General features: G+C 58.5%; 12 protein-coding genes. 7 read left to right on the forward strand and 5 right to left on the reverse strand.

Going from position 1 to position 14,828, the window contains the following annotated elements; genetic code table 11:
* The first annotated feature begins 200 nt into the window (after positions 1-200).
* The 6 genes from SxD43FB_RS07105 to SxD43FB_RS07130 all read left to right on the forward strand — a co-directional run bounded on the left by SxD43FB_RS07105 (position 201) and on the right by SxD43FB_RS07130 (position 6,926).
* Positions 201-1,109, forward strand: coding sequence for a tyrosine-type recombinase/integrase (locus tag SxD43FB_RS07105; protein ID WP_096061583.1), 909 nt, complete (start codon positions 201-203; stop codon positions 1,107-1,109).
* A 4-nt stretch (positions 1,110-1,113) separates the two neighbouring features.
* Positions 1,114-2,307: an IS91 family transposase gene (locus SxD43FB_RS07110; RefSeq protein ID WP_096061584.1), complete on the forward strand. Its 1,194-nt coding sequence runs from the start codon at positions 1,114-1,116 to the stop codon at positions 2,305-2,307.
* 444 nt (positions 2,308-2,751) lie between these two features.
* On the forward strand, positions 2,752-3,816 hold the full coding sequence (locus SxD43FB_RS07115; protein ID WP_255245624.1) for a DUF4917 family protein: 1,065 nt from the start codon (positions 2,752-2,754) through the stop codon (positions 3,814-3,816).
* Between the two features lie 199 nt (positions 3,817-4,015).
* Positions 4,016-4,753, forward strand: coding sequence for a phage Gp37/Gp68 family protein (locus tag SxD43FB_RS07120; RefSeq protein ID WP_096061586.1), 738 nt, complete (start codon positions 4,016-4,018; stop codon positions 4,751-4,753).
* Positions 4,753-5,667, forward strand: coding sequence for a three-Cys-motif partner protein TcmP (locus tag SxD43FB_RS07125; RefSeq protein ID WP_217988780.1), 915 nt, complete (start codon positions 4,753-4,755; stop codon positions 5,665-5,667). Before SxD43FB_RS07120 ends, SxD43FB_RS07125 begins: the two co-directional genes overlap by 1 nt.
* Positions 5,664-6,926: a three-Cys-motif partner protein TcmP gene (locus SxD43FB_RS07130; RefSeq protein WP_096061588.1), complete on the forward strand. Its 1,263-nt coding sequence runs from the start codon at positions 5,664-5,666 to the stop codon at positions 6,924-6,926. The genes SxD43FB_RS07125 and SxD43FB_RS07130 overlap by 4 nt, the downstream gene beginning before the upstream one ends.
* A gap of 23 nt (positions 6,927-6,949) precedes the next feature.
* Here the strand turns inward: SxD43FB_RS07130 and SxD43FB_RS07135 are convergent, their stop codons facing one another.
* Complete coding sequence (locus tag SxD43FB_RS07135) at positions 6,950-7,633, reverse strand: hypothetical protein (protein ID WP_096061589.1); 684 nt, start codon at positions 7,631-7,633, stop codon at positions 6,950-6,952.
* 501 nt (positions 7,634-8,134) lie between these two features.
* Between SxD43FB_RS07135 and SxD43FB_RS07140 the strand changes: the two genes are divergently transcribed.
* Positions 8,135-8,965, forward strand: a complete 831-nt coding sequence (locus SxD43FB_RS07140) for an integrase (protein ID WP_096061590.1) — start codon at positions 8,135-8,137, stop codon at positions 8,963-8,965.
* Between the two features lie 41 nt (positions 8,966-9,006).
* Here SxD43FB_RS07140 and SxD43FB_RS07145 read toward each other — a convergent pair whose 3' ends face one another.
* The 4 genes from SxD43FB_RS07145 to SxD43FB_RS07160 all read right to left on the reverse strand — a co-directional run bounded on the left by SxD43FB_RS07145 (position 9,007) and on the right by SxD43FB_RS07160 (position 14,810).
* On the reverse strand, positions 9,007-10,140 hold the full coding sequence (locus SxD43FB_RS07145; protein WP_096061591.1) for a hypothetical protein: 1,134 nt from the start codon (positions 10,138-10,140) through the stop codon (positions 9,007-9,009).
* Between the two features lie 512 nt (positions 10,141-10,652).
* Positions 10,653-11,669 (reverse strand): IS110 family transposase, encoded by a 1,017-nt coding sequence (locus SxD43FB_RS07150; RefSeq protein WP_096061592.1) that lies wholly within the window; start codon positions 11,667-11,669, stop codon positions 10,653-10,655.
* Between the two features lie 3 nt (positions 11,670-11,672).
* Positions 11,673-12,107 carry a hypothetical protein gene (locus tag SxD43FB_RS26320; protein WP_176482694.1) on the reverse strand — a complete coding sequence of 145 codons (435 nt, stop codon included), beginning with the start codon at positions 12,105-12,107 and terminating at the stop codon, positions 11,673-11,675.
* Positions 12,108-14,810 (reverse strand): conjugal transfer protein TraG N-terminal domain-containing protein, encoded by a 2,703-nt coding sequence (locus SxD43FB_RS07160; protein WP_096061594.1) that lies wholly within the window; start codon positions 14,808-14,810, stop codon positions 12,108-12,110. It abuts the gene before it with no gap.
* Between the last annotated feature and the right edge of the window lie 18 nt (positions 14,811-14,828).

The following is a 14,828-nucleotide window of genomic DNA, read 5'->3' on the forward strand; positions in this document are numbered from 1 at the left end:
TTCCGTCAGAACCAGACGCCCACCGAACGAGACGGAACGACTTGCTCTGGTCGACTGCTGCCGCCAACTTGTACGAACCCGCTGGCGCGGGATGGGTGCCTGGATTTGAAGTACCGCTGACCCACTGATATCGGCGCTTTGGTTGAGCCTGCTGCGGCATAGGCAGATTATCGCGACTCCTTTCAACCAAGGAGCGTACGATGATCACCAGTGTCTCTGATACCCCAGTTAGCTCATTGCGCCAGCGCATGATTGAAGACATGAACCTGCGACGGTTCGCTCGCAAAACCCAGTTCGACTACGTGCGTCACGTCGCGCGTTTTGCCACCTATCTTGGGCGCCCTCCCGACACCGCGACAGCAGAGGACCTGAGGCTATTCCAGGTCGAACAGCGCGACGCCGGCCTTGGCGTGCCGACCATGAACAGTATCGTTTCAGCGCTGCGCTTCTTCTTCACGCACACGATTGATCGACCGGATCTTTCCCGCAAGCTCCATACGGTCAAGAACCCGCGTTCCTTGCCCATCGTTCTGAGCCCCAACGAGGTCGCGCAGCTGCTGGGGGCGACCACATGCCTCAAGCATAAAGCAGCGCTGTCCGTCGCCTATGGCGCGGGCTTGCGTGCCGCCGAGGTGACGATGCTCAAGGTCCGCGATGTCGATAGCAAGCGCATGCTCCTGCGGGTGGAGCGCGGCAAAGGCGGGCGATATCGCAATGCGCTCCTGCCCGCTGACCTGCTTACCCTGTTGCGCGAGTGGTGGTCCGTTGGCCGGCAACAGGGCGTCATGCATGCCGATGGCTGGCTGTTCCCGGGGATGCACTACCTCAAGCCGCTCAGTACGCGACAACTCCATCGCATCGTTGTCGACGCCGCGGAGTCCGCGGGCATCACCAAGCGGGTCGGCCCGCACACCCTGCGGCATAGCTTCGCCACGCATTTGTTGGAGGACGGGGTCGATATTCGCATCATCCAGGCGCTGCTGGGGCATGCGAACCTCGAGACCACCGCCTTTTACACCACGGTCGCCACCCGAACGGTGCGCGCGGTCATTAGCCCGCTCGACAGGTTGGTAACGCTGCCCGATCCACAAGTGGCGCCAGACGGCTGAGCCGTTGCGCACCTCACTCGAGGTCGCCGACATCTTTCGCACCGCCGGACCGGCCTATCGGGCCGCCCATGCCGGGCATCTGAGCCTTACCCAGCTCAAGGTGATGACGGCGATCGAGAACTGCCGCACCGCAGCCCTTGGCGGTCATGTCGAGGCCTGCGAGGACTGCGGGCATTGGCGGATCGCCTATAACAGCTGTCGTAACCGGCACTGCCCAAAGTGCCAGGGCGCGGCCGCGCGCACCTGGCTGGCAGAGCGCGAAGCCGACCTTTTGCCGGTCGGATACTTCCACGTCGTCTTCACGCTACCGGCGGAGATCGCCAGCGTCGCTTTCCAGAACAAGGCGGTGGTCTATGATCTGCTGTTCAAGGCAGCGTCGGAGACTATGCTGACGATCGCGGCCGATCCCAGGCATCTAGGCGCCAGGATCGGGATCACCGCCGTGCTCCACACATGGGGCTCGGCCCTTACGCACCATCCCCACGTCCATATGGTGGTGCCGGGTGGCGGCATCGCACTCGACGGGACGCGATGGATATCGACGCGCCCTGCCTTCCTTTTGCCGGTGCGTGTCCTAGGCAAGCTGTTTCGCCGTCTGTTCCTGACCCGGCTGATCCAGCTTTATGACGCCGGCAAGCTCGCCTTCTTCGGATCGCTCGCATCACTTACCGAACGGCGCGCCTTCCTGCGTCATCTGGCGCCGGTCCGGAAGACGCGATGGGTGGTCTATGCAAAGGCGCCCTTTGCGGGCCCTGAAGCGGTGCTCGCCTATCTGTCCCGCTATACCCACCGGATCGCCATCTCGAACCGCCGGTTGATCAGCTTCGACGAGAAGGGCGTCACGCTGCGCTACAAAGATTACCGTCGCGATGGACCCGAACGCCAAAGCGTTATGACACTCGCGACCGACGAGTTTATCCGGCGGTTCATGTCGCACGTCCTGCCTCGTGGCTTCCATCGTATCCGGCATTACGGTCTGCTGGCCAGCTCATCGCGCAAAGCCAACCTCGCGCGTGCTCGCGCGTTGCTCGAGGTAGCTGCGCCGCCTGACGAGGCGATCCTCGAAGAGCCCGTCGATCTGCGACCACCATGCCCTTGCTGCGGCGGGCATATGATCATCATCGAGACCTTCGAACGCTGGCGACAGCCGCGGGCACCGCCGGACATCCTGATGCCGATCCCGGAGATTACGTCATGAACCGGCATGAACTGCTCCATATCCATCCTGTCAAAGCGTCGTGGCAGGAAATCACGGCGCTTGCGCTGGAAGCGATCCATGCCGCCGCTCACAACCAGAATGATGGCAGCACGCACCGATTATGCTGCCCGCCCCGGACAAAATGCCGACCGCCTGGTTCCCGTCCATCGCACCCTACCGGCGATTGTGCCAGTCCGCGAAACGGCGCCGACCTGAAATCCCCATAGCCTATCGCCTGAGGCCCCGCGGGTCGTACATGTGAGACTTTCGTACGCCTGCCGGCGCCCGAAACCCTTCGACATATCGGACGTTGGCATCGTCGGCCATGCCGCCAAAGAGCCGACATTCATTCACGCTATTGCGATGGCTTGCCCTAGAATTTGGGTCGCTGCTCAGGTACTTCTGTTTACACGTAGCAGCGGTCCTTGTATCGGGGAGAATATCTTGTCTTTATTGACGTTCGAGCAGGCTATCGCGGATTCCGAACAGTTCTCGAAGCGACACCTGTTGCTGGGTAATGGCTTCAGTATCGCCTGCCGGGCCGATATATTCCACTACGGCTCTCTCTACGATCAGGCTGATTTCTCCCATGCGCCTGAAGTGGAGGCGGTTTTCAACGCGCTCGGCACCAAAGACTTCGAGGCGGTCATCCGCACGCTGGAAAGCGCCGCAACCATCTTGCCAGCTTATGTCGCCGATGGCGGCGCGGCACCGACCAAGATGCTCCAGCACGCCGCGATGCTGAAAGAGATTCTCGTTCAGACCATCGCAGGCAACCACCCACATTTGCCGTCCGACATACCCGATGCGAAGTTTTGGGCTTGCCGCCGGTTCCTTACGCACTTCCTATCTGGTCCCAAGGCTGGCTGTGTCTTCACGCTTAACTACGACCTGCTGCTATACTGGGCGCTGATGCATGAGGATTTGCCGTTCGAGAATCCGGTCGATCTCGCCAAAAACGACAGCTTCGGCAACGACGAGGATGAGCCAGACGCGGAATATGTGGTGTGGCAGGGAGAGACGAACGCACACAGTGCCAACGTCATGTTCCTGCACGGTGCGCTGCACCTGTTCGATTCCGGCAAGGATCTGCTGAAATACACTTGGGTGCGCAAGGGTGTTCCGCTGATCGAGCAGGCGCGCGCCGCATTAGCCGATGACAAGTTCCCGCTGTTTGTGGCGGAGGGAACGAGCGCACAAAAAAAGGCCCGAATCCGACACAATGCCTATCTGTACCAGGGACTGAAGCAGTTCACCGCTAACGTGACGCAAGGCCAGCACTGCTGGTTTATTTTCGGGCATTCTCTGGCGGCAAACGACGACCACATTCTCACCCGCATCGGTCGCGGCCGGTTCAAAAAACTATACGTCGGCCTCTACGGAGATCCACTCGAGGCTTGGAACGAGGAGATAATCGGTCGCGCCAAGTGGCTGACGAGCCTCCGTCACGAAAAGTGGCCTTTGGAAGTCGAATTCTACCAGGCGGAGAGCGCGCAAGTTTGGAATTGACGGCCGGTGGCGCCGATAATGCGGTCGTTCCTAAGGCTGAGGAGAGTTCCCATAACCCGCCGTTCGTTCATGATCCCGAAATTGAAAGCGACGCGTCCACTGATTGCCGGTCGACGAGGAAAGAATCCCCGCCGGGACATCTTGGTTCACAATATGTTCCCTGACTGCTAGAATGATCGCAATTGAATAGGGTTTCGCTATGTCTGACGGAAGCGCAATTGAATGGACCGACGCGACGTGGAATCCGGTCACCGGATGCACGAAGATAACGCGTGGCTGCGACAATTGCTATGCTGAACGGTTTGCCGAGCGCTGGCGCGGCATTGCTGGCCATCCCTTTGAAAACGGCTTCGACCTCACTCTCCGCCCAGAGCGCGTGCAGCAACCGCTCCGGTGGAAGCGGCCACGGATGATATTCGTCAATTCAATGAGCGATCTCTTCCACAAGAAGGTGCCGCGAAGCTTCATCAACAGCGTTTTTGACACTATGGAAGCGGCGCATTGGCATACCTTTCAGGTCTTGACCAAGCGTAGCTCGCTTATGCGCAATTACCTGCGGGCTCGCTATGGTGACGGGCGCGGACCTGCCCACATTTGGTGTGGTGTTTCCGTCGAAGATGCCAAGGCCAGGCCTCGCGTCGCACATCTACGGGAAAGTCCAGCCGGCGTGCGGTTCCTGTCGATCGAACCGCTCATCGGCGCCATAGGCACGGTGGATCTCGCCGGGATCGACTGGGTGATTGTTGGCGGTGAATCGGGTCCAGGCGCACGACCTATCCATCTGGAGTGGGTGCGTGAGGTGCGGGACCAGTGTCTGGCGCAGGATGTCGCTTTCTTCTTCAAGCAATGGGGCGGCCCGCGGCCCAAGTCGGGAGGCCGAGAACTCGACGGCCAGGAATGGAATCAGTTTCCCGAAGCGAAAGTGGGGGCTCTATAGTGCCGGATATCGCGGTCGTCGGTCCTTGGGCAAAAGAGAAGCTGGAGGCGCTTGAACGCTATCTGGATTTCTACGCCAAGGTGCTGAAGAATCAGCGTTGGCGCACCATATATGTTGACGCCTTCGCGGGCGGCGGACGCGCACTGGTTCGCGCTAATTCTGCTCAGGAAGACGAGTCGATACCGCTGTTTGAACCAGAGCCCGCCAGCGATGTTGATCGCACCGAACTGATCGACGGCTCGCCGCGTGTGGCATTGAATGTTGCGAACCCGTTTTCGCGCTATGTTTTTGTCGAAAATGACCCAGCGCGATGCGAAGAACTCGAGGCGGTCAAAGTCGAATTCGACGGCACGCGTCAGATCGACATTTTGCGCACCAGTGCCGCAGATGGCATAAGCTGGGTTACTGCTAGGCAGATTTCCAAGGCCACCCATCGCGGCATCGCATTCCTTGATCCATTCGGTGCGAATCTGGAGTGGGCCAGTGTTGAAAAACTGGCCGCCACTGGAATTTTCGAGGTCGTGGTCAATTTCGCGCTGAGCATGGCAATCCAGCGAATGCTCCCCAACTCCGGCGAGATTCCGGCCGCATGGGCCAAAACGCTTGATGCCTATTTCGGATCGAGGGCCTGGTTCGAGGAGGTCTATCGCGAGCGCAGCGGCGGGTTGTTCAACACCCCTGGCTTTGAAAAGCGCGAAGAATACGCCGATCGCCTTCTGCAATTGTATCGTGCTCGCTTGAAGGCGGCCTTTGGCCATGTGTCGACCCCCCGGTTGATCCGTAACTCAAAAGGCGCGCCGCTCTATTATTTGCTCTGGGCTGGTCCGCATACCAAAGGATTGCAGGGGGCCGACCATATTTTGAGCATGGGTGAGAGCCTGAGCAAGAAGCGCGGGGCTGCCGTTGCTGCATGAGCAAGAAGCACTATGACTGGCGCATCGGCAAACCTCTCCCGCTGCTTGGCGACCACAGCGTTGCCAAGCATGATATCTCCGAACAGTATCTCGGCATTTATATTGATCGACTGACGCGAACTTTCAGCCAAACGATGCTGAACCTTACGATCGTCGACGGCTTTTGCGGCGGCGGTCTGTACCGGCACGGCGGCAGCGAAGCGGATGGTTCGCCATTGCGACTGCTTCGCGCGGTGGAAGAGGCCGACCAGGCTTTGAAAGCTGCGCGCATCAAGGGGTTTCAGGTTCGTGCAGACTTCATCTTTGTCGATGAGAACGCAGATCATATCGCGTTTCTACGCGATTTGCTCATCAAGCGCGGGTATGATTCGCGGCTTGGAAACGACATATTCCTCCACTGCTCGACTTTCGAAGACGCTTGCCCCGGAATCATCTCACGCATTCAGAGCAAGGGAACGGCGCAGCGGTCGCTCTTCTTTCTGGATCAATATGGCTGGAGCGACGTCCGCTTCCAGACTATCCGCGCGATCCTCGCGCAGATCAAAAATCCCGAAATCCTGCTTACGTTCGCCGTCGATGCCCTGATCGACTTTCTCTCCGACAAGCGCGCAGAAACCGAAGCCATGCTCGGCCTTGAGCTCAATCGCGAAGATGTGAAAGCATTGCTCGACCTCAAGAACGGAGACGGCTGGCGCTACCTGATCCAGAACGGGCTGTACCGTCACGTCCAGAACCGAACCGGAGCCCAATTTTACACGCCGTTCTTCATCCATTCTGTCGATAGCCATCGCTCCTATTGGCTGCTCCATCTGTCCAATCATCGGCAAGCGCGTGACGAAATGGGCAAACTACACTGGCGGCTCAACAACCATTTTCAGCATCATGGCGGCGCGGGTTTTCACGCGCTGGGTTTCGATCCTTCGCGCGACCTACGCCAAGACCTGATGAATTTCATGTTCGATGACGATGCACTGACCCGGTCAGAGGCTGCCGTCCTCGATCAGCTTCCCCGCATGATTCATGCTGCGAACCAGGGGGAGGGCGGTGGCTTGGTGGTTGAAAGCCTCTTCGCCGGAAACTGCAATGACACACCGGTAACATCCGAGATTTTGACCAGCCAGCTGCTTTTGCTACGCGATGAAGGCGAACTGTCGATCATTTCAGGGGAGGGGAAGCAAAAGCCGCGAGCAAAGACCATAGATTGGGATGACCGGCTGATATTGCCGCGCCAGCGGACCATGTTCAGCCGGCTGGGATGAAGGCAAAACGCTATTCGCATCGATCATGATGCTGCGGAGGAATCGGACATCCAAACTGGTTGCACCCGATATTTTTCGCCTTCTGTTTCAATGGTGATCAGCGTCTTTCTCAGACGAGTGTTCGATGCCCAAAACCAGTCAGCAATGATTTCGGCCTTGTCTGGAAGATTCGAATTCAGAGCCCGCTTATAGTCACTTATCCGGACCGAATCCTTGGTTAGGCGCATGGTGACGTCAGCCATCATCCCGGCAGCCAAATCTGGGATCGCGCAAAGATCTTCGTAGTCTCGTGAATCCTCATCCTGATCGGTCGTGTTCAAGCGGAAAACGCCCATTGGATGGGTATTATACAATGAGGTCATGCGCGCGACTGCCGTCAACGCATCGTCATGTCGCTTGCCGTTCGCAACAAATGCATCTTGATCGGTGATCCAAGTGACATTCGTTCCCGGTTTTGACCAAAGGGAAATCAAAATTGCGGCTATCTGAACCTTTCGAATCATATCTTCGAAAGCCATAGGATTCCAAACACACTTCAACCCTAACATTGCGCGAATTTTCTCCGACGAGTTAGGCTGAGTTGAAAGCCATTTCTTCTTCTTGTCGACCGCGATTGCAACCAAGTGGCCGTCTAGTTGAGACGCTGCCGAGAGGAACGCGTCCAATGCAAACTGGCGTTTTGGGTCGCCCAACCGCTTATATGACATAGTCCTTCCGTCTGGCAGCAAATCGTCGCGAGCAGGTCTCATCCGGGCAAGCCAGTTGCGCCCCCCACCCCCAACGACGAGAAAGCAATATACAATGTGTGTCGAATTTTTGTGCGCTCCGCCGTAGTCGGAAGCGATGAGAATGTTGTCGTATCCTCTGGGGCGCGGTTCTGACGTGTGTATGAATTTTTGAATCGAATGCCCCCACGGCCATAGTTGCCGCGTTCTAATGTTAAGTGGCGTTAGTAGCTGCCATGGCTCAGGCATTAGCAGGGGAAGTGGAGGTCGGTTTGAGCGGTTCATTCTATTGGTCAGTTATCCAAGCTCTCAAACAATGAAATTGTCCCAGCGATGCGGCAGCTCTTTCACGATTGGGTACCCTGCATATGATCGAGGAAGCCGCGGGACAACAACAGAAAGCTCAGACAAAGCCCATAGGCTGGGACGACCGACTGATATCGCCGCATCAGCGCACCATATTCAGTCATTCGGGGTGATTTCATGACAGACTTAAACGTTGAAAGCCTGAAGGCGGTTGGGGCCGACGTCGGCATGTATCGGGCCTATCGTGAAGCACGCGCTCACCTGCCGCTTGCGGGGCGCTTCATGCCCTACAACTGGTACACGCTTCCCGAGAAAATGAGTGCCCTCTGGATGGCTTATTCGCTGATGCTGGGCGAGTTTTCGACCGAGTTGGCCAATACAATCAACGACCTCACCAATCACGTACAGCGGTTACAAGCTTGGGCAACGGTCATCGAGCCGATGGATGACAACGAGAAAATGGCGGTGACGCACGAGTTTATCGATGTGCTGGCCACGAACGCTGTGAACCTGCCTTATGTAATCAAATCACGATTTGCCTTCGCGACAGCGCATCTATGTCATCAGGCCAACATGACGCGCGATTTCGCGTCTTGGCAGGATGATCTGCCGCTCGATGTCGAAATAGATTTGAATACCAGCGGGATCTATGGGCGGGGCTGGGGCAAGAAATATAATCGGGTGAAGCTGGCTGTCGAGGCGATCGGCGGCCAAGCCTTCAAGGACGCGACGGGCGATTTCCGCAACGCTTACAATCATCGATTTTCGCCGCGCTTCGTGTTTGGTGTGACGGGCATGGTCACCCGGCACAAGAATACCGGAACAGGTCAGTTCTACTATGGCTTCGGCGGCCGTGACGCGCTGGCTCTCACAGACATAGTTGATCTTCTCGGTGCGGAGTGCACTCGAACTTATACAGCGTTCGAAGCCCTGCAGCGTCTGGTCGATGAGCAGATCAAGGCAATCGTCAATCTCGAAGCCTCAGCGCAAGCCGCCAAACCCGCCTGAAGGAAGCCGCCCGGCGGTCAGAATATATCTCTGCGAACGTCCTAAACAATTGTTCGAGCGATCATCGACGCTATGAGCGTTGACCGCTCCAGCGGCTTGCCATGATAAACCACGGTGTCGAATGTGTCATCGACGATCCGGCTCTGTCCGTTGTGGACATGGACGTGAATACCAAATTCCTGGGGCCTGGCCGCCGTCCAGACGATTGCCGGCGTTGATGCCCAAACGGCAAAGTCGCACCCGGCATAGCTGTCGAGATCGAGAGTTCTGTCGGGCGTTTCATAATTCAGCGTTTTGGCGAATGCATCATGCAATGGCTTCAGCGGTGTAGAGATGATCGGCTCTTTGCTCCAGGTGCTATCCCTCCCGCAATTTCCGCAGAAATGCTTGCGGTGGGGTGTGTCCGCAAAATCAGCGAGGTCCAGATGGGGATAACCGCAGCTGGAACAATTGATGCAGCTCATTTCCCTATTGGTTTCGATTGCTCTCACGAAATCGAAGGCTGCCGGAGGTGTTATGTTGACACGGGTTATCTCGTCGCTGGCAAACAGGCCAAGGCCGCTGCTGTAGAGCGTCGAGATGGCACTGAAATCTTGATCAATCTTTTTCCTGTCGCCAGTTTTTTCCCGCACGTGGACGTGAATTTTCGGCGGACGAGGTTTGATGTCTTGAGTTGATAGGGCTGCCGGCATTGAGCACCAGATTCCGACTTCAGCGTATTCGGTAACGTTGATGGTCAACGGTGCGACCACGTAGTTCATCAACTGCGTATGGTTTGCGCAGCGCATGACGCCGTGCTGCGCCAACGCTTCTATGTCTGCCTTTGTACCCCAATGGGTTTGGTGTGTCCGGCACCAAAGGCGTTCAGCGCCATGGCGAAATTTCCCGGCATGGGCAAAATCGCACGGGAGCAATGCGTCGTTGCCGACCTTTCCAGGAAAATGCCCCAGCAGGGAAGGTGAAACGACAGCAATGTTTCCCAAGGTTCGGCCATAGGCCCAGCAAATTGCAGCCTCTTCCGAGAGCCCGCCTTCGGCGTCTCGATCAACCGGTTGCTCATCACATATTTTTTGAAGGTAGACCTTCTTGGCAGCCTGACTGCCGGAGTTTTCCCACTGGCATTGCCAGAGTTCAACGTTGCCGTTCGAAGGGTTGATACGTCGCTCGATAAACATTCTCGGGTAATAGCCCCTTGGGCCCCTTTTGACGAACGGAAGCTGTCATGGCGCACAATCGCCTCATCCTGCCAAAGGTCGAAACTCGGCTTAGTACACTAGAATTCCCGCTATTTGCGTCGCCGCGCTAGAGACCGCACTGTCGGCAAACGGCCCATTCCCAAATGATGTCCGCTCCTGCTTGCGGCGCACTGAGCAACCGGCTGATGTTGGACGTGAAGCTGTCGAATATCACGCCCGCCTGAAAGAACGGCAGACCTTCCCGTTTGATCGCCAAAAAGCTGTCAGTCAGGACTGTTGTCTAATTGATTTTCTCACGGGTGCTCCATCTTCCCGGTGCCAATGGTTGTCTTCGAGGTCATCGGACAGCGTTTTGTGCGGTGTGTCCGAGCCTTCATGATCGCGGCCGGGCGGAAGTGGGTGGACGTCTCTGGGTCCGACTCGAGGTTGGGGCCTCTACAGTCCGGGCGAGATCGTCCGGGCATGGCTGACCGGGAAGAAGGGCGCTGGCATCATGCCCAGCGGAACTCCGACTCGTTCAGCCACAGCGAGTGGAGCAACACGGCCAGTTTGCGGGCGACTGCTATCCTGGCCCGTTTGTTGCCCTTGGTTTCGGCAATGTGCTTGCCCCACGTTTGTAGAGCGAATGGCCGCTGCACACGGCACAAAACGATGTTTGCAGCCTCGTATAGAGATCGGCGGAGCATCGGGTCGCCGGCTTTTGAGATATACCCGCGCACGTCCCGTTCGCCCGATTGGCTGCGGCGTGGAACCAGGCCGGCGTAGGCTCCGACATCCTCGCTCCTAGCAAAGCGGTGTGGATCTTCGACGCTGGCCGTAAAGGTGAGTGCGGTGATGGGACCAACGCCCGGAACACTCATCAGCCGGGCACAGATCGGATCAGCAGTGGCACGTTCTTCCAGCAGTCGGTTGGACGCGCGTAGCTGATGCTCGATCACTTCCATGGAAGCGACGAGGGGAGCGAACAAAGGCTCCAAGTCGGGACGCTGGCGATACAACGCTGCCAGGCGTTCAGCGCGCTTCCCTGGGGTGCGAGCCGCGCCCAATCGCAGGCCGAACAGCTTCAAGAGGCCACGCAGCTGATTGCCCATGGCGACGCGTGTAGCGATGAGCTGCGTCCGGATGCGCAAGGCTGCCCGGTCGATATGCGTGGCCGACGCCTTCATGTGAACACGTTTGAACCAGCCAGTGCGGGCGAGCTGGGCAAGACCCTCGGCGTCGTGAACATCGCTCTTGTTGACCCGCGTCGACAGCACGCCTTTGGCATGGCGAGCGCAAATGCATTCGACGGGGACCGCGCGTTCTGTCAGGCCATGGTACAGGAACGTCGATAAAGGGCCGGTCTCCAGCACCACTCGAGATAAGTCAGGGCAATGCTTGCCGAGCCATTTGGCCAATGCTTCAGGATCACTGACCACTACATCGCGCTTCAGAACACCACCGTCCGCGTCAACCACGCACACGTGCGTGGTCTTGTCACTCACATCCAGCCCAGCATAGATCGACATCGGTCACCCTCCTGCGTTGAAGCGTTCACGCGACTTCGTACCACTCAGGAGGGTGGCTAAATCAATTCCGCGGTGTCCAACAATGCAGCCATTTTTTGTGCGGGTTGGAATGGAAGGAGAGGGTGCGTGTGATGTTTTGGTCTGCGAACTGAAAATTTGAATTCCCATCGCCTGTGTTTTTGCTATGTTCCGACGAGAAGCGAGATGAACGCTATCATGACAAACTTCGATTTTGAGCAGGCAGAGCAGCACCGATCCCAGAGGTGGGAGGGTCTTTCCGAAATCGATCAGGCGATCCGCGAGAACCGCTTGACCGAATATAGGTTTAGAAAAGCTTGGGCTGACCCGTGGGCGCGAGGTTTGAGCATCTTGGTGTTGACCGTTTTGGTATTTTTCGTTGGGTTCGTGATTTACTGGGACGTTTTGCGGGGCTGACACCTACCACTCCTTTACATCATCGGCGGCCTCTGCGCTCGCCCCCTGCGCTCCCTTGGTGACCGCATCGAGGCGGCTTCTCGATCCCCCGATTCGCTGGCGACCGGCCGCTTGGGCGCGTTGGACCTCATCGTGGAGTTCGTCAGGTGCCACCTGCGGTACGCTCGGCTGCGCGCCACCCCCGATAGAGGCGCGACCGCGAACAGCCGCAGGGCTAGACATTGTGGGACGGGATACCGGCTCGCCCGGTGTTAGGACCAGACGATCGTCGATTCCGTCGCGAAGCTGTTCCGCGTAGCTCTCAATGAACTTGCCCTGCAAAGCCTGCCCTCCGGGACTGAGTTGGAAGGTGACGTCGTCGAACCTTACGCTTCCATAGTAGTCGCGATTGCGCTCGATCTCGGCGAGGCCCCATTCCCGGTATGCCTGAGACAGGTTGAGGCTACCGGCGGCACTGCTGCCCTCGAAGAATGCAGCCTGGCTCTCCAGTCGGTTCGCAAGCTCCTCGGCGCGCCGAGCCTCGCGGCTGTAACTTTGCGATTCGGTCAGAGACGCATTCATACCACTGGCCGTGGTTGATACCGACGAACTGGAGGAAGTGCTGACAGATCGAACGAACCCGTCGCGGGTGCTCAACCAGTTGCGACTGTCCGACATCTGGGCGAGGCTGCCGAAGATGCGCGAGCGATCTTCCGATGCGATGCCGATGTCACTGTCGGTCCAGGCTTGGTTTCGTCCTCCTTTGGCACCGATATTCGCTGAAGCTACTCCATTGGTCACACCGGCGCTCGCACCAGCCTCTCCATTAAGAAACCACGCAACGGTGATGTCGTCGGCAGCGCGGCGAGACAGCCCGAACTGGCGCTGTAGGTTGGTGGAAGCCTGATCGACCTCACTGAAGGCTGTCTGGATGCTGTCGGAGGTTGAGGTGCCGGTTGCGCTCTCGAATGCGTTGCCGCGGCTAAACTGGCTGCGCAGTTCGCGGAATTGAGAGACGGCGCTTGCGGTCGATTCCGTGGCGACGTTCGCATAGGTCTCGCTATTCGAGCGGGCCTGCGATGCCATGGTGGACAGGCGCGATGTGAACTCCTGACCGAGCGACGGCGTGAATGGATAGCTGGAATTCGGGAGCTGATCGTAGCTGGCTTCGGGAAAGCTCGTTGTGGTTGTGCCCGTGTCGCTGAGCGTGCGGGTCTGCGCCGCACCATAGGTGAAGCTTGGCGCGATCGTGCCTTGCGCGAACTGCCGGGTCATTACGCTCGAATTCTCTAGGCTCGTGTTGCCCAGCGCCACATTGCCCGTGCTCGCTTCGCGGGCGGCCTCCTCGGCGGCGTTCTGGCTGGGGTTGAGGTAGCTGGTCGCATGGTGCGAGATCGCCATCGCGCCCTTGGCGACGCCGCCCGCGAGGAACGGCACCGAGGCGATCAGGTAACCAGCGAGCAGGCCGATATCACTGTTGACGTCGGACATGCCGGTGAAACTGGCGAGGCTGAGGCCATTGCTGCCGGCAACGGCGCTCATGTCTGCCGCGCCCTTGAACATCAGCATCATGTGCAGGATCACGAATAGCGGACCCCAGGCAGCGAGGTAGAAGAATCCGGTGACATAGCCTTTGAGCGCCAGCGGGCCGGTCTTGGGCAGCAGGAACAGCGGAAACAGCACCGGGAAGAGGGCGTAGAACAGGACTGTCAGCACGACATTGAGGAGTGGCACCCACTTCATCGCATTGCTGGCGATCGAGCCATAGGTGCGCTCGGTCTGGATGTCGGCGCGCGTCTGGGCATAGACGTCGACATTGCCCGCGCCGCTGGCACCGCTGAGCGAATGCATCGCCTGGCTCATCGCGTTGATCGTCAACGTCTGCTTGAAGATGTCCGTCGCACTGGCCGACACACCGGCGAGGTACTGGTAGGCGACCGGCAGGTCCGAGAACAGCTTGGCCTTGGCCAGCGCCGCTGTCTGATTGGGGTAAAGCTGGCGGCCGAAGACCGTTCCCATGCCATCGATGAGGCCGGTCCACTGCGCGTTCAGGGCATCGTAGGCTTCGCGGCAGGTGATGATCGTCGAGGTAACCTGGCCCGAAGCTGCGTCACGGGTCAGGAAGCGCTGTGCCCGGGCCTGGCTCCCCGGCGCAATCGTCGCCCAGATGTCGTTTGTCTCGGCCAGTTCCTTCATCGAATAGCGGCCAAGCAGCACGTCGTAGAACACGCATTGCCGGAAATGCTCGTCGAGATTGGCGGCGAACTCGGGATCGGAAATGCGCAGCGACCGCGTCGCATCGTACAGCCGCGCGCCGTAGATCATGCCGTTGCGCGAATAGTTGAGATCGCCGGGCAGGCCGAACACGACCTCGGCCGAGCCGGTGAGATAGTCGCCGACCTGGCTGGTGAAGCTCGCCATCAGCGCGAGGCCCAGCGGCACATTGCTGACATTGGCTGGCGCCAGGCTGGGGTTCAGCCGGTCTGTCACATGCACGTCTATGCGCGGCACCATCAGGCAGGAATACATCAGCGTCGCGCCGAGGAACCAGTTGATCCACGCGCGCCAGTCCTGGTTGAAGGCGAGGGTCAGCGCCGAGAGCGCCAGCCCCATTACCATCACCACCTGGAGCAGGCTCTTGTAGCCGCCGTTGCCGGTCCATGCCGCGACTGCCTGGAACACGTTGACCAGGTAGTCGCCGCCGCCAACCGTGAAAATCTCGACCATTGCATTCGCATCCTGCGA

This window comes from Sphingobium sp. D43FB, assembly GCF_002312805.1.
In the GTDB taxonomy this organism is placed as follows: domain Bacteria; phylum Pseudomonadota; class Alphaproteobacteria; order Sphingomonadales; family Sphingomonadaceae; genus Sphingobium.